Origin of the sequence: Pseudomonas sp. NFACC43 (assembly GCF_900119645.1) — a bacterium.
Classification (GTDB): domain Bacteria; phylum Pseudomonadota; class Gammaproteobacteria; order Pseudomonadales; family Pseudomonadaceae; genus Aquipseudomonas.
On record NZ_FPKK01000001.1, the window covers coordinates 440236 to 461961 of the forward strand.

The 21726-nt window shown below is 59.9% G+C and carries 20 protein-coding genes and 3 tRNA genes; 7 read left to right on the plus strand and 16 right to left on the minus strand.

The annotated features are described in order from the left end of the window. Window positions 1–262 precede the first annotated feature (262 nt). A complete protein-coding gene (locus BT179_RS01885; protein ID WP_072388879.1) occupies window positions 263–1393 on the plus strand; it encodes a carbon-nitrogen hydrolase family protein in 1131 nt (376 codons plus the stop codon). A gap of 1 nt (window position 1394) precedes the next feature. Continuing rightward, entirely contained in the window at window positions 1395–2432 is a 1038-nt protein-coding gene (locus tag BT179_RS01890) for an AraC family transcriptional regulator (protein WP_072430383.1), read from the plus strand. A 27-nt stretch (window positions 2433–2459) separates the two neighbouring features. Here the strand turns inward: BT179_RS01890 and BT179_RS26380 are convergent, their stop codons facing one another. The 11 genes from BT179_RS26380 to BT179_RS01940 form a co-directional block, all read right to left on the minus strand. Continuing rightward, complete coding sequence (locus BT179_RS26380) at window positions 2460–2642, minus strand: hypothetical protein (RefSeq protein WP_143007925.1); 183 nt, start codon at window positions 2640–2642, stop codon at window positions 2460–2462. Between the two features lie 74 nt (window positions 2643–2716). Next, window positions 2717–3598 (minus strand): DUF2242 domain-containing protein, encoded by an 882-nt coding sequence (locus BT179_RS01895; RefSeq protein ID WP_072430382.1) that lies wholly within the window; start codon window positions 3596–3598, stop codon window positions 2717–2719. 222 nt (window positions 3599–3820) lie between these two features. Next, entirely contained in the window at window positions 3821–5692 is a 1872-nt protein-coding gene (locus BT179_RS01900) for a SurA N-terminal domain-containing protein (RefSeq protein WP_072430381.1), read from the minus strand. A gap of 226 nt (window positions 5693–5918) precedes the next feature. Next, on the minus strand, window positions 5919–6191 hold the full coding sequence (locus tag BT179_RS01905; RefSeq protein WP_072388887.1) for an HU family DNA-binding protein: 273 nt from the start codon (window positions 6189–6191) through the stop codon (window positions 5919–5921). A 148-nt stretch (window positions 6192–6339) separates the two neighbouring features. Continuing rightward, complete coding sequence (gene lon / locus BT179_RS01910; RefSeq protein ID WP_072388888.1) at window positions 6340–8736, minus strand: endopeptidase La; 2397 nt, start codon at window positions 8734–8736, stop codon at window positions 6340–6342. A 161-nt stretch (window positions 8737–8897) separates the two neighbouring features. Further along, window positions 8898–10181: an ATP-dependent Clp protease ATP-binding subunit ClpX gene (gene clpX, locus BT179_RS01915; RefSeq protein ID WP_030140022.1), complete on the minus strand. Its 1284-nt coding sequence runs from the start codon at window positions 10179–10181 to the stop codon at window positions 8898–8900. A 107-nt stretch (window positions 10182–10288) separates the two neighbouring features. Further along, the gene (clpP, locus tag BT179_RS01920; RefSeq protein ID WP_003183177.1) at window positions 10289–10930 is read right to left on the minus strand and encodes an ATP-dependent Clp endopeptidase proteolytic subunit ClpP; all 642 of its coding nucleotides are present in this window, start codon (window positions 10928–10930) and stop codon (window positions 10289–10291) included. A 92-nt stretch (window positions 10931–11022) separates the two neighbouring features. Continuing rightward, entirely contained in the window at window positions 11023–12333 is a 1311-nt protein-coding gene (gene tig, locus BT179_RS01925) for a trigger factor (protein WP_072430380.1), read from the minus strand. Between the two features lie 423 nt (window positions 12334–12756). Then, a tRNA-Leu gene (locus BT179_RS01930) sits at window positions 12757–12841 on the minus strand. 105 nt (window positions 12842–12946) lie between these two features. Then, window positions 12947–13022, minus strand: a tRNA-His gene (locus BT179_RS01935). Between the two features lie 40 nt (window positions 13023–13062). Then, window positions 13063–13139: transfer RNA gene (locus tag BT179_RS01940), tRNA-Arg, on the minus strand. Window positions 13140–13420: 281 nt separating this feature from the next. On the opposite strand from BT179_RS01940, the gene folD reads away from it, so the two are divergent. Together folD and pbpG are read left to right on the plus strand one after the other, a co-directional pair. Continuing rightward, window positions 13421–14275 (plus strand): bifunctional methylenetetrahydrofolate dehydrogenase/methenyltetrahydrofolate cyclohydrolase FolD, encoded by an 855-nt coding sequence (gene folD / locus BT179_RS01945; RefSeq protein WP_039589132.1) that lies wholly within the window; start codon window positions 13421–13423, stop codon window positions 14273–14275. A gap of 276 nt (window positions 14276–14551) precedes the next feature. Beyond that, a complete protein-coding gene (pbpG, locus tag BT179_RS01950; RefSeq protein WP_072430379.1) occupies window positions 14552–15490 on the plus strand; it encodes a D-alanyl-D-alanine endopeptidase in 939 nt (312 codons plus the stop codon). Window positions 15491–15538: 48 nt separating this feature from the next. On the opposite strand, the gene BT179_RS01955 is transcribed toward pbpG, so the two are convergent. Together BT179_RS01955 and BT179_RS01960 are read right to left on the minus strand one after the other, a co-directional pair. Then, the gene (locus tag BT179_RS01955; protein WP_072430378.1) at window positions 15539–15745 is read right to left on the minus strand and encodes a DUF6021 family protein; all 207 of its coding nucleotides are present in this window, start codon (window positions 15743–15745) and stop codon (window positions 15539–15541) included. Window positions 15746–15844: 99 nt separating this feature from the next. Then, entirely contained in the window at window positions 15845–16522 is a 678-nt protein-coding gene (locus BT179_RS01960) for a hypothetical protein (RefSeq protein WP_072430377.1), read from the minus strand. Window positions 16523–16744: 222 nt separating this feature from the next. Between BT179_RS01960 and BT179_RS26685 the strand changes: the two genes are divergently transcribed. Further along, on the plus strand, window positions 16745–16906 hold the full coding sequence (locus BT179_RS26685) for a hypothetical protein (protein ID WP_165887621.1): 162 nt from the start codon (window positions 16745–16747) through the stop codon (window positions 16904–16906). Window positions 16907–16978: 72 nt separating this feature from the next. Here the strand turns inward: BT179_RS26685 and BT179_RS01965 are convergent, their stop codons facing one another. Then, the gene (locus BT179_RS01965) at window positions 16979–17734 is read right to left on the minus strand and encodes a TerC family protein (protein WP_072388901.1); all 756 of its coding nucleotides are present in this window, start codon (window positions 17732–17734) and stop codon (window positions 16979–16981) included. Between the two features lie 27 nt (window positions 17735–17761). Next, complete coding sequence (locus BT179_RS01970; protein ID WP_072388903.1) at window positions 17762–18037, minus strand: hypothetical protein; 276 nt, start codon at window positions 18035–18037, stop codon at window positions 17762–17764. Between the two features lie 135 nt (window positions 18038–18172). Here BT179_RS01970 and nhaR point away from each other — a divergent pair, with 135 nt between their 5' ends. After that, window positions 18173–19072, plus strand: a complete 900-nt coding sequence (gene nhaR, locus BT179_RS01975; RefSeq protein WP_072388905.1) for a transcriptional activator NhaR — start codon at window positions 18173–18175, stop codon at window positions 19070–19072. Here nhaR and BT179_RS01980 read toward each other — a convergent pair. Then, complete coding sequence (locus BT179_RS01980) at window positions 19008–20201, minus strand: MFS transporter (RefSeq protein ID WP_231991092.1); 1194 nt, start codon at window positions 20199–20201, stop codon at window positions 19008–19010. The two genes, nhaR and BT179_RS01980, sit on opposite strands and share 65 nt — an antisense overlap. Window positions 20202–20481: 280 nt before the next feature. Between BT179_RS01980 and sstT the strand changes: the two genes are divergently transcribed. After that, a complete protein-coding gene (sstT, locus tag BT179_RS01985) occupies window positions 20482–21714 on the plus strand; it encodes a serine/threonine transporter SstT (RefSeq protein WP_072388907.1) in 1233 nt (410 codons plus the stop codon). The last annotated feature ends 12 nt before the right edge of the window (window positions 21715–21726 follow it).

Genomic DNA, 21726 nt, shown 5'->3' on the forward strand with positions numbered 1-21726 from the left:
CAAATGTGCAGCACCCCATCCCATCACTTACCACCCGCCGACCCGCTGCCGTAGCGCCCCTTCTCCCCCGAACACCTGCGATCCTGCTTGCGCGAGCCAGTTCGCGATGGCCAGGGATCCGTGTCGGTCACCTTGCGCCCTCGCATGGCGGACAGGTGCTTCCCGGATTGCACGCATCCTTTTGCTAATCCCTTGTTTTACCGTACCCTGCCCGTGACACTTCAAGCATCACGAACCGCACAAGGCCGTTGACTGTTCCCCCATGCGCAAACTTTTGTACCTGTTGTTTTCACTGGCCTCGATTGCCGCCCTGGTCACCTACGCGCTGTGGACGGCGGATCGTCCGGCGGGCCATTACCTGTCGGACCTGCGCATCAACCTGGCGGTCGACCAGGGCATCCCCGCCGATCAAGGCAATCTGCTGGGTATCCAGCCCGAGCTCTTCCCCACGGATTACCAGAGCCCCGAGCGACTGCATCGCAAACTCGCGGCCTATCTGCAGGCTGCTCGCGACCAGGGCTTTGTCAACGAAAAAACCATCGTGGTCCTGCCCGAGCACATCGGTACGTGGCTGATGATCAGCGGTGAAAAGGACGAGCTGTATCAGGCTGGGACATTGAAGGAAGCGATGAACTGGCTGGCCGTCAGCAACCCGTTGGCCTTTATCCGGGCCTTGCTCGCTGCCGAGGGCGATAAACGACTGGACGATGCGTACTTGCGCATGAAGGCCCAGGGCATGGCCCATGAGTACCAGGCGCTGTTTGGCGGCCTGGCCAAGGAGTTTGGCGTGACCCTGGTGGCCGGCTCCATCGTACTGCCCGAGCCCAGCGTCAGCGAGGGCGAACTGCGGATAGGTCCGGGCGCGCTGTACAACAGCAGCCTGGTGTTCGGTCGCGATGGCCGACCGCTCGGGCAACCTCAGCGCCAGCAGCATCCTGTATTCGATCAACACGAGGTACTGGGTAGCGAACGCTCCGACACACCTCGCGTCATCGACACCCCGGCCGGACGCCTGGGGGTGCTGATCGGCAGCGACAGTTGGTACCCGGTCTATTATCGACAACTCAACGAACAGGGCGCACAACTGATCGCCGTCCCCGCCTTTGTCCTGGGACGAGACACCTGGAACGAACCCTGGAGCGGCTATAAAGGCCTCTCCACCCCCAGCGAGGTCAGCCTCAAGCCCGGAGAAGTGAGCGAAGGCCAGGCCTGGCATCGCCTGACCCTGACCAGCCAGTTGCCCATCAGCCAGGCCAAGGGCGGCGTCAGCGTGTTCCTGCGGGGGCAGTTCTGGGACAACGGAAGCGCCGGCCAAAGCTTTATCAGCCACGGCGGCCAGCATTTCCCTGACGGCGAAGCCCGTGGCGCGCGCTTGCTGAACCTGTGGTTGTAGCATGAAACCGCAGCCGATGCGCCTGGGGGACCTGTCAGTGGGTTTCGTCCATAGCCTGGCCGATGCGGTCGCCAGCCACGGACAGGATCCCCAGCCCTTGCTGGAACAATATGGCCTCGATGCCGCACGCCTGGCGGAGCCTGGGGCACGGTTGTCGATTCCACGCTACATGCGCCTGGGCCATGCCGCGATCCAGCAGACGGCAGACCCGGCCCTGGGCCTGCGCATGGGACGCTTCAGCCGCTTGAGCCAGGCTGGCCTGGCTGGTGTCACCGCGGCCCAGGCCCCGACGGTCCGCGAAGCCGCACGCTGCATGGTTCGCTTCGAGCCGCTCTACGGCTCCAACTACCGTGGTCAATCGAGCTTTCACGAAGATGCCCAGGGCGCCTGGGTACGGTTCTATTCCATCAGTCCGTATAACGCCTATAACCGCTTCGTCGTGGACTCGATCATCGCCGGCTGGCTCCAGCAGCTCTCCAGCGTGAGCGGCAACCCGCTGCGAGCCGAGCGCATAGAGATCGAATTCGAAGCGCCGGCCTACCTGGAAGCCTACCGGGCACTCGGTGATTGCCCGATCGTATTCGGGGCCGAACAGAACCAGTTGCGCCTGGGCCTGGAAAGCCTCGCCCAGCGCAACCCACAGCACTGCCCCAGCACTTGGCGGCACCTGCTGCAACTGTGTGAACGGGAACTGGAACAACTCACCCGCACCCGCAGCCTGCGCGAGCGCATCATCCAACTGCTGGGGCCGTTGCTCAGCGGTGGCCGTGAACCCGGCCTGGAAGAAGTGGCGGCACGCCTGAAGCTACCGACCTGGACGCTACGCCGAAAACTGGCGGAAGAAGGCACACAATTTCGCGCCATTCTCAACGACACTCGGCGCGACCTGGCCATGACTTACATTCGCGACACTGAACTGGCGTTCGGTGAAATCGCCTATTTGCTGGGGTTTGCCTCAGCCGAAGCATTTCAACGCGCGTTCAAGCGCTGGAATGGCCAGACGCCCGGAGAGTTTCGTCGCAGTCATCGGAACAAATGAGCCTCGAGCCCGCCGCCTGCTGCCTTCCTACAGCTCGGTGGCGTCCTCGGCGGGTTCCGGCGGGTCCAGCTCATACGCCTGATATTCCAGCAGCTCTTCCTGATAGTCGTCCATTGCGAATCCTTCCCCTGTTCGTTGAAACCGATGCCTGATGGCGCTGGTATCAGCATAAAGCTGCTTTATGAATAAAACATGAAGCAAAAGCTTCATGAATTAAACGTAGCACAACGGCAGGAAATTAAAGGGTGATCTGTGGCAAGGTATTTCAACCTCGCCACAAGGCTTCACGAGGCAGGCAGCGGCTGGATGGGTTCAGAGGGAGGCGGCAGGTCACTGGGCGGGGGCGGCGTGATGGGCTCCTGGGTCGGCTCCGGCGCTGTAACGGGCACGGCCTCCCCTGATGGCGCTACTTCACTGGGCGCGATCGGTGCAGGTTCCGCAGGAGGCACCACTGGTTCCGAGGCCGCTGGGAGGACCTGAGCCGGGGCTGGCGCAGCTTCCTGCTGCGTCGGCGCTACGGGCGCCGGGGCTGACGGCTCCGGCATCGGCGCAGGCGTCAACGCGGCAGGCTCTACCCTGGTTTCCGGAACGCCCAGCTCAGCTTTCGGTTTATCGGCACTTTCAGCGCCCTTCTTCGCTTCCGCTGGCAGGAATGCCTCCACCAGCGCAAAGAAACGCTCATAGAACTTGGCCGCCGATACCGTTTCACTGGCGACCTTGACCATCGAATCATCCGACGAACCGATGGGCATCGACACCGACCCCAGCACTCCCACGCCCAGGCTGGCGGAGTTGTTGATCTTCTTCAGCGCGTAACGGTCCTGCAGCGCGTTGGCGAACATGGTCGAACGGTGTCCGGTGCCGCTGTCCTGCGCGCAGACCAGGTTGAAGCTGATCTCCATGTGAGTATCACCGGTCTGCTGGAAGCTTTTGTGGCCGCTGACCAGTTTCGGATCGCTGCTGGTAATGATGTAGCCCTGGCTGAGCAGCGCACGGCGCCCGGCCTCGCAGGTCGCTGCATCGCTCACCGGATAGGTCCGGGAATAGGTACCGGAGTCATCGAAGTTCTCATGCTCGTAAATGGCGGCTTTCTTCGACGAGCAACCGGCTGCGACAGCCAGCATCAGTGCCAGCCCGACGGTGCGCATGTGAAATGATCTGAACATTGAACATCCTGAAGAAAACGGTCCGGGGCGCATTGTGCAACACAACGCTTCCGGTGATGTGGGGATTCGTGTCTCAAAGGGGTTACAAGTCTACCGGGGGATGTTTATCGGAAAAAGACACAAACCCGGCGGATCGATGAACATCCTGTTAATCGCAACGCGCAGAAACAAAAAACCCCGACTTTCCAGTCGGGGTCTTTTGTGAAGCGAACTACCGGAGCATCAGTACCGCTTGATGTCCGCTTCGCTCTCCAGCTGCTTGCGATAAGCCGCGAAGTCCTGCTGACCAATTCGGGAGGCCAGGTAGCGACGGTATTCGGCTTTCTCTGCGTCGGTCGGCGCCGCCGCCTCGTTCACCCCGTTCAGGCGCACGATCATCAGGCTTCCATCAGGCAAGGTGACGCTGGTGAACGTCGGCTTGTCCTTGGATTCCGGCTTGGGCATGCGGAACAGTGCCTGCAGAACGGCTGGATCGATGCCTTCCTGGCTGCGAGTCGCCGCCTCGGTGACTTTCCAGCCCTGGCCATCGACAGGCTTGTCCAGTGCGGTCTTGCCTTCGCGCAGGCTAACGATCAATTCGTCCGCCCGGGTCTTGGCTGCCGCGCTGGCATGCTCCTTCGTCAACTGGGCGCGAATGGCCGTTTCGACGCGCTCCAGGGGAAGCTGCTCGGGCTTGCGGTGTTCCTTGGCGCGCAGCACGACGACGGTTTCCGGGTCCAGTTCGATGGCGGTGCTGTTGGCGCCATCATCGAGTACTTCCGGGCTGAACGCGGCGGTGACAACGGCGCGGTTGGCCGCGATCCCTTCCCCACCTTCGCGACCGAACGGCGCGGACGTATGAACGGTCAGTTTCAGGTCCTGGGCCGGCTGGGCCAGATCGGAGGCTTCGAAAGAGGCATCTTCCAGTTGCTTGGTCGCCTCCACGAAACGCTGCTCCACTTGCTGAGTCTTCAGTTCGCGGGTCAGCTTGTCCTTGAGGCTGGCAAAACTCGGCACCTCAGGCGCCTCGACGCCCAACAGCTTGATCAGGTGGAAACCGAAATCGGTACGCACCGGCGCGGACACCTGATCCTTGTTCAAGGCATACAGGGCCTTTTCGAATTCCGGGTCATAGACACCCGGACCGGCATAGCCGAGATCACCGCCATTGTTCGCCGAACCCGGATCCTGGGAGAACTCCTTCGCCAGGGCTTCGAACGATTCGCCCTTGGCCAGGCGAGCCTGGATGTCCTCGATCCTGGCCTTGGCCTGGGCCTCGGTGACCTTGTCATTGACCTCGATCAGGATATGCGCCGCCCGACGTTGCTCGGACAGGTTGGCGATTTCCTTCTGGTAAGCCGCCTGCAGGTCTTCATCCTTGACGCTGACCTGATCGAAGAACGAGGCCTTCTTCAGTTCAAGGTAATCGATCACCACCTGATCGGGAGTCATGAACTCCTTGGCGTGCTTGTCGTAATAAGCCTTGACCTCGTCATCGGTCAGCTTCACCGCCGACGCGTCGCTCTTGATGGTGAGGGTGGCGAAATCACGGGTCTGTTTTTCCAGGCGGGCGAATGCCAGCACCTGGGCATCGGTGACAAAGCCACTGCCGGCCAGGCCGGCGCGCAACTGGCCGATCAGCATTTCCTGGGCCAGCATCTGGCGGAACTGCATACGGCTGTAGCCCAGTTGGCGAATCACCTGGTCGAAGCGCTCGGCGCTGAATTTGCCGTCGACCTGGAACTCAGGTGTCTGCAGGATTACCTGGTCCAGCGCGGCTTCGGAGAAAGCGAATTTCGCGTCATGGGCGCCTTGCAGCAGCAGCTTGCGGTCGATCAGCCCCTTGAGGGCCGAGTCGCGCAGCATTTTTTCGTCCAGCAAGGAGGCGTCGAAATCCTTGCCCAGCTGTTGCATGAGCTGGCGACGTTGCATATCGACAGCCTGGCTCAGCTCGTTCTGGCTGATTTTCTCGCCGTTGACCTTGGCCGCTTCATTGCTGTTGCTGGTGGCTTGAAAAATGGCATCGAAACCGGTCAACGCCATCAGTGCGACGATGACTCCGATGATGGTCTTGGCAATCCAGCCCTGTGAATTGTCCCTGATATTCTGCAGCATGCGTCCCCCAGAAACGGTTGAACTTCAAAAATTAGGCAACCGTGGAGCGTGGGTAGAATCCGGATAGAAGAAAGGCGCATCCGAGGATGCGCCTTCTCGTTACTGGCGGAGCGGACCGGGCTCGAACCCGCGAGCCCTGGCACGACAGGCCGTTTGAAAACCGACCGTGTTACCGCTCCGCTGCCAAGCCAGGCATGACCCCGACCCGGATAAACTCAATGAAACCTTAGTTGACGGCGTCTTTCAGTGCTTTACCAGCCTTGAAGCTTGGCTTCTTGGCGGCCTTGATTTGCAGAGCCTGGCCAGTCTGAGGGTTGCGACCGGTACGAGCCGGACGATCAGTGACGGAGAAGGTGCCGAAACCAACCAGAACAACGGAGTCGCCAGCCTTGAGAGCGCCAGTGACGGATTCGATTACAGCGTCCAGCGCACGGCCAGCAGCAGCTTTCGGGATATCAGCGGATGCAGCGATAGCATCAATCAGTTCCGACTTGTTCACTCTAAGTCCCCTTATATCTATTTGAGATGATTCTAAGTTTTTTTGGTGAAAGCAAAAACGAGTGCTGAATGGCCTACAGACACTTAAGAGCCGCTTTATAACAAGGGCTCTAAAAAACTGTCAAGGAAGCCCCCCAGGCAAATGCGTGTTAATGCGTGCTAATTCTTTCCTTAGAGTCAGACTCTCGCTTTTCGTCCTTCGCGACTATCTCCGGAGCCACATCCGGCAAGGGCTCCGGCGCGTATTGCAGCGCAATTTGCAGGACTTCGTCAATCCATTTAACCGGTTTAATCTGAAGATCCTGCTTGATGTTGTCGGGAATTTCCTTGAGATCACGAACATTCTCTTCGGGAATGATCACGATCTTGATCCCACCGCGATGCGCCGCCAGCAGTTTTTCCTTGAGCCCACCAATGGCCAGTACCTGGCCACGCAGGGTGATTTCGCCGGTCATCGCCACATCGGCGCGCACCGGAATGCCGGTCAGGGCCGAAACCAGGGCCGTGCACATGCCTACGCCAGCGCTGGGGCCGTCCTTGGGCGTCGCCCCTTCCGGCATGTGGATATGGGTGTCGCGCTTCTCGTGGAAGTCCACGGGGATGCCCAGGCTACGGGCCCGGCTGCGCACGACGGTCTGGGCCGCGGTGATCGATTCGACCATCACATCGCCCAGGGAACCGGTCTTGATCAGTTGCCCCTTGCCCGGTACGACTGCCGCCTCGATGGTCAGCAATTCGCCACCGACCTGGGTCCACGCCAGCCCGGTCACCTGACCGATCTGATCCTGCTGCTCGGCCAGGCCGTAACGGAACTTGCGTACGCCCAGGAAGTGCTCCAGCAGGTCCGAAGTAACCTTGACCGCGAAGCGTTTTTCCAGCGCATGCTCCTTGACCGCCTTGCGGCAGACCTTGGCGATCTGCCGCTCCAGACCGCGCACGCCCGCTTCGCGAGTGTAGTAACGGATGATGTCGCGGATCGCCTCCTCGTCGAACTCCAGCTCGCCTTTTTTCAGGCCATTGGCCTGGATCTGCTTGGGCGAAAGGTATTTGACGGCGATATTGATCTTCTCGTCCTCGGTGTAGCCCGGCAGACGAATCACCTCCATCCGGTCCAGCAGCGCTGGCGGAATGTTCATGGAGTTGGAGGTGCAGAGGAACATCACATCCGACAGGTCGTAGTCGACCTCAAGGTAGTGATCGTTGAAGTTGTGATTCTGCTCGGGATCGAGGACTTCCAGCAATGCAGAGGCCGGATCGCCCCGCATATCGCTGCCCATCTTGTCGATTTCGTCCAGAAGGAACAGCGGATTGCGCACGCCGACCTTTGTCATCTTTTGAATCAATCTTCCCGGCATCGACCCGATGTAAGTCCGGCGATGCCCGCGGATTTCCGCCTCGTCACGCACGCCACCCAGAGCCATGCGAACGAATTTACGGTTGGTCGCGTGGGCAATCGACTCCGCAAGGGAGGTTTTACCGACCCCGGGAGGACCGACCAGGCAAAGGACCGGGCCACGAATCTTTTTCACGCGTTTCTGTACGGCGAGGTATTCGAGGATGCGCTCCTTGACCTCCTCCAGGCCGTAATGGTCGGCATCGAGGATATCTTCGGCGCGAGCCAGGTCCAGACGCACCTTGCTCTGGGCTTTCCATGGCACCTGGACCAGCCAGTCGATATAGGAGCGCACCACGGTGGCCTCAGCGGACATCGGCGACATCTGCTTGAGCTTGTTCAGCTCGGCCTGGGCCTTGGCAAGGGCGTCCTTCGGCAGGCCGGCAGCATCGATTCGCTTCTTCAGCTCTTCGATCTCGTTATGGCCTTCGTCTCCGTCACCCAGCTCCTTCTGAATGGCCTTCATCTGCTCATTCAGGTAGTACTCGCGCTGACTGCGCTCCATCTGCTTCTTGACCCGACCGCGGATGCGTTTTTCGACCTGCAGCAGGTCGATTTCGCCGTCGAGCAACGCCAATACATGCTCGACACGGGCGGACAGGTCGATGATCTCGAGGATTTCCTGCTTCTGCTCGATCTTGAGGGCCATATGCGCGGCCATGGTATCGACCAGGCGCCCAGGTTCATCGATGCTGTTGAGCGACGACAGGACCTCTGCCGGCACCTTCTTGCCCAACTGCACGTACTGCTCGAATTGAGACAGCAGGCTGCGGACAAACACCTCGGACTCACGCTCAGGCACCTCGGCTTCGTCGATCAGCGACACTTCGGCACGGCAATGGCCGTTTACTTCGCTGAAGCGCTCGACCGCACCCCGTTGCTCGCCTTCGACCAGAACCTTGACCGTGCCGTCAGGCAGCTTGAGCAGTTGCAGAACCGTTGCAATCGTACCTACGCGATAAAGTGCGTCTTCGCCGGGATCATCGTCAGCAGGATTTCTCTGAGCCAGCAGAAGGATCTGCTTGTCACCCGTCATCGCAGCCTCGAGGGCTTCGATGGACTTCTCGCGCCCCACGAACAGCGGGATAACCATGTGCGGATACACCACGACATCGCGCAATGGCAGGAGAGGCAATTCGATGGTTGTCTTCATGATTTCGCCTCTACGGCGGCACTAAGGCCGGAAACAGATGAATGTAAGCTTGAAACCAAGATGGGGGCAGCCTTGAAAAAAAACAAGCGCTAAGACACGTCTAAATCACGCTAAAAGCAAAGGGGCCCGAAGGCCCCTCCTTTATTCCGGCGACCGGACGCTCAGGCGTCCGGGGCAGCCTTGGCAGCCGGCTCACTGTTTTCGTAGATATACAGCGGCTTGGACTTGCCTTCTATGACGCTTTCATCGATCACGACTTTACTCACATCGGACTGCGAGGGAATCTCGTACATCGTGTCGAGCAATACGCCTTCGAGAATCGAGCGCAACCCACGGGCACCGGTCTTGCGTTCCAGGGCACGTTTGGCAACCGATTTCAGCGCGTCGGAACGGAACTCCAGGTCTACACCCTCCATTTCGAACAGCTTGGCATATTGCTTGGTCAGGGCGTTCTTCGGCTCGGTCAGGATCTGCATCAATGCAGCCTCGTCCAGCTCGTCCAACGTCGCCAGGACCGGCAGGCGACCAACGAACTCCGGGATCAGACCGAACTTGACCAGATCGTCAGGCTCGACTTCACGCAGGGACTCGCCAACCTTCTTGCCCTCTTCCTTGCTGCGGACCTCGGCATTGAAACCGATGCCCCCACGGGTGGAACGGTTCTGGATGACCTTTTCCAGGCCGGAGAACGCGCCGCCGCAGATGAACAGGATGTTACGGGTATCGACCTGCAGGAATTCCTGCTGCGGGTGCTTGCGCCCGCCCTGGGGCGGAACGGAAGCGACCGTGCCTTCGATCAACTTGAGCAAGGCCTGCTGCACGCCCTCGCCGGAAACATCCCGGGTGATGGACGGGTTGTCGGACTTGCGGGAAATCTTGTCGATTTCGTCGATGTAGACGATACCCATCTGGGCTTTTTCCACATCGTAGTCGCACTTTTGCAACAGTTTCTGAATTATGTTCTCGACATCCTCACCCACGTAGCCCGCCTCGGTAAGGGTGGTCGCGTCGGCGATGGTGAAGGGAACGTTCAGCAAACGAGCCAGTGTCTCGGCAAGCAGGGTCTTACCCGAGCCTGTCGGGCCGATCAGCAGGATGTTGCTCTTGCCGAGTTCGACCTCGTCATTCTTTTTGTCACGTTGGTTCAGGCGCTTGTAGTGGTTGTACACCGCTACGGCCAGTACCTTTTTCGCGCGCTCCTGACCAATTACATACTGGTCGAGGATGCCGCTGATTTCTTTGGGCGAAGGCAACTTATGCGCGCTGCTTTCGGCCTGGGCTTCCTGCACCTCCTCGCGGATGATGTCATTGCACAGGTCGACGCACTCGTCGCAAATGAAGACCGAGGGACCGGCAATCAATTTGCGTACTTCATGCTGGCTTTTGCCACAGAAGGAGCAATAAAGCAGTTTGCCGTTGTCCTCGCCGTTGCGGGTGTCAGTCATTCGATCGATCCAAATCCGATAGGCTTGCAACACAAGATGAAGGCAATTGCGGGCTTTTTCAAGCCCGCAGGCGGCCGGTCATCCCAACCACCTGCATTTTGAACGACTCAGGCAGGCATCTGACGCTTGTTGATCACGGAGTCGATCAGGCCGTACTCGGCCGCACGCTCGGCGCTCATGAAGTTGTCACGCTCGGTGTCTCGCTCAATGGTTTCAAGGCTTTGGCCGGTATGATGGGCCAGCAGCGAGTTCAGACGCGAACGGATATGGAGGATTTCCTTGGCATGGATGTCGATGTCCGACGCCTGGCCCTGGAAGCCGCCCAACGGCTGGTGGATCATCATGCGCGAGTTAGGCAGGCAGTGACGCTTGCCCGCTGCGCCGCCGGCGAGCAGGAAAGCACCCATGCTGCAGGCCTGGCCGATGCAGATAGTGGAGACGTCCGGCTTGATGAACTGCATGGTGTCGTAGATCGACATGCCAGCCGTCACCGAACCGCCAGGTGAGTTGATATACAGATGGATATCCTTGTCCGGGTTTTCCGCTTCAAGGAACAGCAGTTGTGCCGCCACGAGGTTGGCCATGTAGTCTTCGACGGGCCCGATCAGGAAAATGACGCGTTCCTTGAGCAGGCGCGAATAGATGTCATAGGCACGTTCGCCACGAGCGGACTGCTCGATAACCATCGGGACCAGGCCGCCTGCGGCCTGGATGTCAGAGCTCTGCTGATAAAAAGAATTGCGGGACATGTCTCGCAGTCACTCCCAAATAGTTATGTCTTGAATACGCATAAGCCAGCGCGAAGGCTGGCTTATGGTGTGTATTTCTTACCGCAGAAAAATCAATCGGCTTGTGCAGCTTCCACCGGCTTGACCGCTTCTTCGTAAGAGACCGCTTTATCGGTCACGCTAGCTTTCTGCAGAACAGTATCCACAACTTGTTCTTCCAGCACAACCGAACGGACTTCGTTCAGTTGCTGCTCGTTCTTGTAGTACCAGGACACGACTTGCTCAGGCTCCTGGTAAGCCGAAGCCATTTCCTGGATCAACTCGCGAACGCGGGCGTCATCAGGCTTGAGTTCGTACTGCTTGACCACTTCGGCTACGATCAGGCCCAGCACGACGCGGCGCTTGGCCTGCTCTTCGAACAGCTCGGCTGGCAGTTGGTCCGGCTTGATGTTGCCACCGAATTGCTGGACGGCCTGCACGCGCAGACGACTCACTTCGTTGTCCAGCAGCGCCTTCGGCACTTCGATCGGATTGGAGGCCAGCAGACCGTCCATGACCTGGTTCTTGATCTTGGACTTGATGGCCTGACGCAGCTCACGCTCCATGTTCTTGCGAACTTCGGCGCGGAAACCGTCGAGGCCGGTTTCCTTGATACCGAACTGGGCGAAGAACTCTTCGTTCAGTTCAGGCAGCTTCGGCTCGGAGACACTGTTGACGGTCACGGTGAACTCGGCGGCCTTGCCGGCCAGGTCCAGGTTCTGGTAGTCCTCAGGGAAGGTCACGTTCAGAACGCGCTCCTCGCCCGCTTTCGCGCCGACCAGGCCATCTTCGAAGCCTGGGATCATGCGACCGGAGCCCAGCACCAGCTGGGTAGCCTTGGCGGAACCGCCGGCGAACACTTCACCATCGACTTTGCCGACGAAGTCGATGTTCAGCTGGTCTTCGTTCTGCGCAGCACGATCGGTCACTTCGAAACGGGTGTTCTGCTTGCGCAGGATGTCCAGCATCTTGTCCAGGTCGGCGTCCGATACTTCGGCGCTCAGGCGCTCGACAGCGATGGACTCGAAGCCGGCAACGGTGAACTCAGGGAACACTTCGAACGTGGCGACGAACTCCAGGTCCTTGCCTTTTTCCAGCACTTTAGGCTCGACGGATGGAGCACCGGCCGGGTTCAGCTTCTGCTCGACAACCGCTTCGTAGAACGAAGACTGGATCACATCGCCCACTGCTTCCTGGCGCGCATCAGCTTCGTAACGCTGACGGATCACGCTCATCGGCACTTTGCCTGGACGGAAACCTGGGATTTTGGCCTTTTGTGCAGTCTGCTGCAGACGCTTGTTGACCTGAGTCTCGATGCGATCAGCAGGCACGATGATGCTCATGCGACGCTCAAGAGCAGAAGTACTTTCAACAGAAACTTGCATGGATATTCCTCGTTGCACAGACGTTGGCCGGGTGTTTCCGACCCCAGAATCAAGGGCATGCATTCTAGTAGGTCAAACTCAAGAAGTCACCCTACTGAAAACAACCGGAAAACAAGCACCGACATTAAGGGGAGACAAACGGTCATGCCTCGCCCGGATTGCAAATTCAGCCAGTCAAGCCAGGAGCTCTGGACCAACGCTTCTATATATAGAAGCGAGCACTCGTCGCTCTTCGGTGCTCAGCCCCGCCGGAAGACCAACGGCATGCCGTGTATCATCACGAAACACAATCACCGCGAACCGCCAGCCGCGCCGAGCGAGACCGGACCGGACCGGACATGAACAGCCGATCGCCAGAAACAAAAACGGCGCAGTCCTCTTCAGGTACTGCGCCGTTCTCTGCTAATTGAATAGCGATTTGTATGGTGCGGACGGAGAGACTCGAACTCTCACACCTTGCGGCGCTGGAACCTAAATCCAGTGTGTCTACCAATTCCACCACATCCGCATGTCCAGCGACTTGTATAAACGACCCGGACATCTGGATCAGTTTGAAGCCCCTGGCTTTTAAAGCAAAGGCGCCAGACTGTTAGATCTGGCGCCTTTTATAATATGGGGTGGACGATGGGGATCGAACCCACGACAACGGGAGTCACAATCCCGTGCTCTACCAACTGAGCTACGCCCACCATATTGCCTTGTTGCGTTACTTGTGCCAAAGCTGCCTAATGGCGCACCCGGCAGGACTCGAACCTGCGACCATCCGCTTAGAAGGCGGATGCTCTATCCAGCTGAGCTACGGGCGCCTTTTTAATCTGTATTCTTTGACGATTACAAACTAAGTGCTTTCAGCTTTGCCGAATTGAAACAACCAACTCCGCTCAACCTACTTAACCAGTGCTAGGCTGTGCCCGACAAGTGCGACGAATGTTATAGACGGCCTGACAGGTCGTCAACTCTTTTCTAAAAAAAATTCATTTAATTAAAGGGGTTAGGGGAATTTGCAGACCAAGCGCCTTTGCCCTCACGCCTCGGCATGCGAGAATGCGCTCTCTTTTTTTCCCCTCTCGATGGTTAACCACGCGCAATGACTGCACAACTTATCGACGGCAAATCGATCGCCGCCAGCCTGCGCCAGCAGATCGCCCAACGCGTTACCGAGCGTCGCCAGCAAGGCCTGCGCACCCCCGGTCTTGCGGTGATCCTGGTCGGCAGCGATCCTGCCTCTCAGGTTTATGTCTCGCACAAGCGTAAAGACTGTGAAGAGGTCGGCTTCCTTTCCCAGGCCTACGACCTGCCTTCCGAAACCACCCAGCAAGCGTTGGCCGATCTGATCGATCGTCTCAACGATGACCCGAACATCGATGGGGTCCTGCTCCAGTTGCCCCTGCCTGAGCACCTCGACGCTTCCAAGCTGCTGGAGCGTATCCGCCCGGACAAGGACGTCGACGGTTTCCACCCTTATAACGTCGGCCGCCTGGCCCAGCGCATCCCGCTGCTGCGGCCCTGCACGCCCAAAGGCATCATGACGCTGCTGGAAAGCACTGGCGTGGATCTCTATGGGCTCGATGCCGTGGTCGTGGGCGCATCCAACATCGTTGGTCGCCCGATGGCCATGGAATTGCTGCTGGCCGGCTGCACGGTCACTGTGACCCACCGCTTCACCAAGGACCTGGCCGGCCACGTCGGACGCGCCGACCTGGTGGTCGTGGCCGCCGGCAAACCCGGCCTGGTGAAGGGCGAGTGGATCAAGGAAGGGGCCATCGTCATCGACGTGGGCATCAATCGCCAGGATGACGGCAAGCTGGTGGGCGACGTGGTCTATGAGACCGCACTGCCGCGCGCCGGCTGGATCACACCGGTGCCTGGCGGAGTGGGCCCGATGACCCGTGCATGCCTGCTGGAAAACACCTTGTACGCGGCGGAAACCCTGCATAGCTGATCGCAGCTTCAGCCGCCTGCCCCCTGCGGAAGCCAGTGGCGCTTTCGCAGGCGTTTCTGCGCCTGATCGAACGACACGCACGCCCTCCTTCATCGCCACTCGATGACATATTTTTCAGGTTCGCCCCTGCAGGATCGCATCCGATTAAATTTTATTCATTCACTCGCACCCGCGGCGCAGGCATGTAGCGCGGTTGTCACCCATACTCATAAAATGCAGCGCTTTTTTCAAAGCCGTTGCCGAACGGTACCTTACAACTCCATCGAGTCTACTCGCGTGAAAATCCGTCTTTCGATCCTCAGCCTGTTCTTCGCTTTCTCAGGCGCCCTTGCCACCCAGGATGTCCACGCGCAGGAAACCATCGCGACCCCACGCGACACCTCGAAACTGCAAGTCGCGTCGGGCAGCGCGATGCTGTTGGACCTGCAGACGGATAAAGTCGTCTACTCCAGCAACCCGGACGTGGTGGTTCCGATCGCGTCGGTGACCAAATTGATGACTGGCCTGATCGTGCTGGACGCCAAACAGAACCTGGACGAATACATCTCCATCACGATTGCCAACACACCCGAGATGAAAGGTGTGTTTTCCCGGGTCAAGCTCAACAGTGAACTGTCGCGCCGCGACGTGCTGCTGATCGCCTTGATGTCTTCGGAGAACCGCGCCGCCGCCAGCCTCGCCCACCACTACCCGGGCGGTTACGCGGCCTTCATCGCCGCCATGAACGCCAAGGCCAAGGCCCTTGGCATGACCAGCACTCATTATGTCGAGCCCACCGGCCTGTCGATCCATAACGTCTCCACCGCCCGGGACCTGACGAAGCTGTTGATCGCCGCTCGCAAATATCCGCTGCTCAGCGAATTGAGCACCACCAAGGAAAAGACCGTCACCTTCCGCAAGCCGGTCTACAGCCTGGGCTTTCGCAACACCGATCACCTGGTCCACAGGGGCAACTGGGATATTCAGCTGACCAAGACCGGCTTTACCAACCAGGCCGGACATTGCCTGGTGCTGGTGACGAAAATAGGCAATCGCCCGATGGCGCTGGTCATCCTCGATGCCTTCGGCAAATACACGCATTTTGCCGACGCCAGCCGGATTCGCAGCTGGGTCGAAACCGGCAAGAGCACCAGCGCTCCGGCCGTGGCCCTGCAATACAAGGCAGCGAAAAACCTGAAAAGCCGCCAGACCGGGGTGGTGGAAGCCTCCCAATAAGCGTGCGGCAATAAATGAACAGCCCCGGATATCCGGGGCTGTTTGCGTTCAGGGCTTGAGATTGCCCAACGGATCATAGGCCTTGGAAGAAGGCGGATCCTGCTCTTTCCTGTCGTCCCGTGGGGCCTTGGCCGGTCCTATCGGGTCGACCTGGGGATCGTCGAGATCCGGCGAATCCGGATCGAATCCCAGGTCGTCTTCGGCGGACGAGTGTTCGGAAGAATGGGGCCCTGTGGGGGTTTTCGACTGTGCCATACGTGCCTCCTCGAATCAGGGCCCGAACGTCGGAACCCTGACGATAAGAGCCCCAGGCAGCTCAGGTCGTGCCCGGCAGGTGACGAACGGGGCAGGCACTCAATGGGCCGCACCCAGGGCCTTGCTGGCCCGAGCCGCCGCTTGCTCCTGCCCTGCCCCGGCCAGCTCGTCGGCAGCCTTCAGCCAGCGCCGCGAGTCGACGTTGGCCGGCAGTTGCGTCGGTCGCTGGAGCAATACGGCCCAGCCACCGGCGTCCTTCAGGGCAGACTCGAACCCACTGAAACTCATCGACAGCCGGCGGTTCATGCCCGAACGCAGCAAGACCGTCTGCTTCTGCCGGTTGTAGCCGGCAAGGATTGCGTACCGAGGCCCGGACCAGAATGCGGAGCCTTCGGTGTAACGCAGCAATACGGGGTTGCCCGCCGCAACCTGCTCCAGCAGTGCGTCCAGGCGACTGTCGAGCGGGTACACCACCAGCCCGTACTCACGCGCCAACGTCTGCATGCTCTGCTGCAGATGGGCTTCGCCGCCCGGCAAATGCAGCGGTTTCTCCAGCAGCCCTGGCGTGATCACCGTGCCTTGCAGGGTCAGCAGGGCCGCCAGGGACTGCGGCGCGCCCAGGTAAAGCTCGCCGCGATAGAACGGCACGCTATTGAGCTCGACCCGTTCGGGCAGGCGCTGGATCTGGGGCGACACCCCACCGGCGCAACCCGCCAGGGCCACCAGACAGGCAACGGCAGATACCAATGATCGGATAGAGGGAATGACCGACGACATGATGACTCTCTTGTTCAGGCACCCGGCATCCGGGCCAGGCTTGGGGCGTCGATCATAAGATGCCCGCGCCTCCCTGGTATAGCCTTTAACCGCAGTCTGGTCGCCGCAATAGAACGATCCGGTCCGACGCCAAGGAATGCGTTCGACTGCTTGCAATACTTGAACAGCTAAACTGTCCAATGAACAGAGTGCGTTGCCCCGATCCGGGGTTGAGGAGGCCCTATGAGCCTGACGACCACCATTGTGATGCTTGTATTCGGCTGGCTGAGCGTAGCGACGGCCATGCTGTGGGGGGTCCTGCGGATCACCCGCCGTCATCATCACGCACCGCCACAAACGGAAAAAACCGCGAAACCCGCCAGGCGCCACGTCGCCGCACACTGACCGATCATTATCCAGCATGAAAAAAAACCGCCCGGGCATGGACCCGGGCGGCTTGTTCATGGCCTCGTGGAATCAGGCGTTTTCGGCTTCGACCGAAGCCTTTTGCCGGGCTCGGCGGGCCATCATGTTCAGCACTTCAATCGCAGCCGAGAACGCCATGGCCGCGTAGATATAGCCCTTGGGCACGTGGGCCCCGAAGCCTTCGGCGATCAGCGTCATACCAATCATGATCAGGAAGCCCAGGGCCAGCATGACCACCGTCGGGTTGTCATTGATGAACTTGGCCAGCGGCTCCGCAGCCAGCAGCATCACCAGCACCGACACGACCACTGCGATGATCATGATCGGCAAGTGCTCGGTCATGCCCACGGCCGTGATGATGCTGTCGATGGAAAACACCAGGTCCAGCATCAGGATCTGACCGATCGCGGCAGCAAATCCGAGGGTCACGCCAGAGGTGGCCGACTTGGGATCATCCGGCGCAGGGTCCATGCTGTGGTGAATCTCGGTGGTGGCTTTCCACAGCAGGAACAGACCGCCGGCAATCAGGATCATGTCCTTCCAGGAGAAGGCCTGGCCAAGGATCTCGATGACCGGTTCCGTGAGCTGCACGATGAACGCGATGGTACTCAACAGACCCAGACGCAGGAGCAACGCCATGCCGATACCGATCCGCCGAGCCTTGGCGCGATGCTGTTCGGGCAGCTTGTTGGTCAGGATCGAAATGAAGATCAGGTTATCGATGCCCAGCACGATTTCCATGACGACCAGGGTCGCCAGGGCGATCCAGGCTGTAGGGCTGGCGACGAGTTGTAAAAGATAATCCATGGGTCAGTCCTGACTCGATATGACGGGTTAGATGGCTTGGGTGGAAGATTTGGGTTCAGCTGCCGATTCGTCAGCCTCGTCCGCCGGTTCTTTCTTTGGACTGATCAGGCCGCCCGTGGCCTCGTTCAGCGCCTGCTCGGCGGCCTTGTGGGTGTCGTCGATGGCCTTTTTGGCGGTTTCCACTGCCTGTTCCTTCAACTGCTCGGCCAGATGCTGGGCGCTTTTTTCGGCCTGCTCGCAGCCTGCCAGCGTCAGCGAAGACATCGCAAACAGGGCTACAAGCCCCAAGGATCTGAATGTCATTGGATAAAGTGCCTCTCAGAGTAGAGGGAGCACGAAGATGCCCCACCGATGGAGCAGCATTCTAGAGAGACCGATAGTTCAGGGAAATTCGTATTTTCAGCGGTTATACTTCGGTTTTTCCGAATCGGTGCTTCCATGCTCAATTACCGGCAACTGCATTACTTCTGGGTCGTGGCCAAGACAGGCAGCATCGTACGGGCCTGCGAACAACTGAACCTGACTCCACAGACCATCAGCGGGCAGATCTCCCTGTTCGAGCAGACGTACCACATCAAGCTGTTTCGCCGCGTAGGACGCCAGCTGGAACTGACACAAGCCGGTCGCCAGGCGCTGCCCTATGCCGAACAGATGTTCCAGTTGGGAGGCGAGCTGGAGCTCATGCTGCGGGCCCAGCCCAACGAACAACAGGCGCTGTTCCGGGTCGGGGTGGCGGATGTGGTGCCCAAGTCCATTGTCTATCGGCTGTTGGCACCGACCATGGAGTTGAGCGTGCCCCTGCGCATCACTTGTCGCGAAGACAAACTCGAACGGTTGCTGGCGGACCTGGCGATCCAGCGTCTGGACATGGTGATTTCCGACAGCCCGATGCCGACCCACCTGGACATCAAGGGTTACAGTCAGAAACTGGGGGAATGCGGCATCAGCTTCTTTGCCACCACCGCCCTGGCCGAACAGTACGGGCAGGACTTCCCTCGCGGCCTGCAAGATGCCCCCTTGCTGATTCCCGGTCCGGAAACCGTGGTGCGCAGCCGCCTGCAACGCTGGTTCGCCGAGCAGCAGATCCAGCCACGTATCGTCGGCGAATTCGACGACAGCGCGCTGATGCAAGCCTTCGGTCAGTCAGGCAGCGGGATCTTCATCGGCCCGAGCGTGATCGCCGAAGAGGTGATACGCCAGTACGGCGTGCGGGAGATCGGCCGGACCGATGCCGTGAGTGAATCGTTCTATGCCATTTCCGTGGAACGCAAGGTCAGTCATCCGGGCATTGTCGCAATTGCCGAAGGGGCTCGGCGCGAACTGTTTGGCCCTGACTGAACGTCATCAGCAACAAGGCCAGCAGGATCGAGACCAGTATGAACCCGGCCGCCGCGAACCCGACACTGCCCAGGCCCAAGGTATCGATGACGCGTCCACCCACCATCGCCCCCAGGCCGATCCCCAGGTTGGCACCGGCAATGTTCAGCGACGCGGCAAAGGCCGGCGCCTGGGGGGCGGCCTTCATCAGACGCACATGACTGACCAGGAACAGGGCGGCCTGGGTCACGCCCCAGATGCCCATCGCCGCCGCCAGCCCCAGGGTGGAATGAATGCTCGGCACCAATGCCACCATGCCGCCGATCATGAACAGACAGAAGACCATCGAGGCGATCAGCGGATGCCGGTCCACCGCGCGGCCTCCCAGGGAGTTGCCCAACAGCCCCACGGCCCCGAAGCCCATCAGGCACCAACCCACCAGCGTGCCGTCGAAACCGGCGAGACGTTCGAGAATGTCGGCCAGGTAGGTATAGGCCGTGAACATGCCGCTGAACACCAGGATCGACAGCAGGACATGCCCCTGCATCAACGGGCTGCGCAGGATCTTGAACTGCGAGCGGAAGCTCACCTGATGCAGGTGCAGGCTGGTTTTCGGCAGATAGACGAACAGCAGCAACGCCTTGGCAAAGGCGATGACCGCCAGGATCGCGAAAGCACTGCGCCAGCCGAACATGTCGGAAATCAGTGTGCCCACTGGAATCCCGAATACCGTGGCGCAGACGATGCCGAATCCGATCCGGGCTATGGCGCGCCCGGCATGTTGCGGCCCGACGATATCCACGGCCGTTTCGCTGGCCAGTGCCCAGAACACCGGCAAGCCCAGGGCCGGGACCAGCCGGGCGATCGCCATGACCCAGATATCGGGGGCAACGGCCGCCAGTGTGTTGGCCAGTCCGAACATCAGCAGTACGCTAATGAACAGCTTGCGCCGTTCGAAACGGGCGAACCAGGCAGTCAGGAACGGCCCGAACGCCGCCACCGTAAATGCGAAGAGCGTCACCAGCAGCCCGGCCTGGGGAATGCTGACATGCAGGTCGCGGGCAATGGACGGCAGGAGGCCGACAATGATGAACTCCGTGGTCAGCACGGTGAAACCGGCGGCCGACAACAGGAAAATGGGTAACAGCATGCATAACTCCAGCAAAACGACGACACCAGCGTTGGCCCAGGGGCCCGCTGGCGGAATAGAAAGATGAGAAGCCCAAAGCCTAACAGAATGTCCGCGACAGACAAATTCACTTGAACACCGGGTGACGGATCGTCACAGGTCCGTCAGATTTCTTCCCGGGCTGTGCTAAAGTCCGCGCCCTCAAATACGTAACACTCTTCCGGCTCCGCTCATGTGGCCTGCCCGCCTGTTGCCCTGATCGTCGCCCGTTGCTCACAAAAAAAATATCTGGATGGTCGTCATGACTGCTTTATCCCCTTCCCTGTTGCAACGCTTCAAACGCACCGGCCTGGTGACGCAAATCGTCATCGGCCTGATCCTGGGTATCGCCCTGGCCTGGCTGGCGCCGGACGTGGCGAAGTCCACTGCCTTCATCGGCAAGGTCTTCGTGTCCGCGCTCAAGGCCGTGGCGCCAATCCTGGTGTTCGTGCTGGTCATGGCCTCGATCGCCAACCACAAGCACGGCCAGGAAACCCATATCCGGCCGATCCTGTTCCTGTACCTGCTGGGCACCTTCGCCGCGGCCGTGGTCGCGGTGGTAGCCAGTACGCTGTTTCCGTCCAGCCTGGTACTGTCCACCCAGGACGTCGCCGTTACCGCTCCCGGTGGTATCAGCGAAGTGCTGCAGAGCCTGCTGCTCAGCGTGGTGGACAACCCTGTCCGGGCGCTGATGGACGGCAACTTCATCGGCATCCTGGCCTGGGCCATCGGCATGGGGATCGCCATCCGTCATGCCGGCCAGACCACCCGCACCGTACTGGAGGACCTCTCCAACGGCGTCACGGTGATCGTACGCCTGGTGATCAGCTTCGCGCCGCTGGGGATTTTCGGCCTGGTCGCCTCGACCCTGGCGACCTCCGGCTTCAGCGCCCTGCTCGGCTATCTCCATCTGCTGACGGTCCTCATCGGCTGCATGCTGTTCGTCGCGCTGGTGGTCAACCCGCTCATCGTGTTCTGGAAACTGCGTCGCAACCCCTACCCGCTGGTGTTCACCTGCCTGCGCGAGAGTGGCATCACCGCATTCTTCACCCGCAGCTCGGCGGCAAACATCCCGGTCAACCTGGAACTGAGCAAGCGCCTGGGCCTGCACGAGGACACCTACTCGGTATCGATTCCCCTGGGTGCAACCATCAACATGGCGGGCGCCGCCATCACCATCACCGTGCTGACCCTGGCGGCCGTACACACCCTGGGCATCGTAGTGGACGTGCCGACCGCCGTGCTGCTGAGCGTGGTGGCGGCCATCTGCGCCTGCGGTGCGTCCGGCGTGGCCGGCGGATCGCTGTTGCTGATTCCCCTGGCATGCAGCCTGTTCGGCATTCCCAGCGAAATCGCCATGCAGGTCGTGGCCGTCGGTTTCATCATCGGCGTCCTGCAGGATTCGGCGGAAACCGCATTGAACTCGTCTACGGATGTGCTGTTCACGGCGGCGGCTTGCCTGGGTGAAGAAAAGAAGCTCGCACGCACGGCCTGATGCATTGGAAGA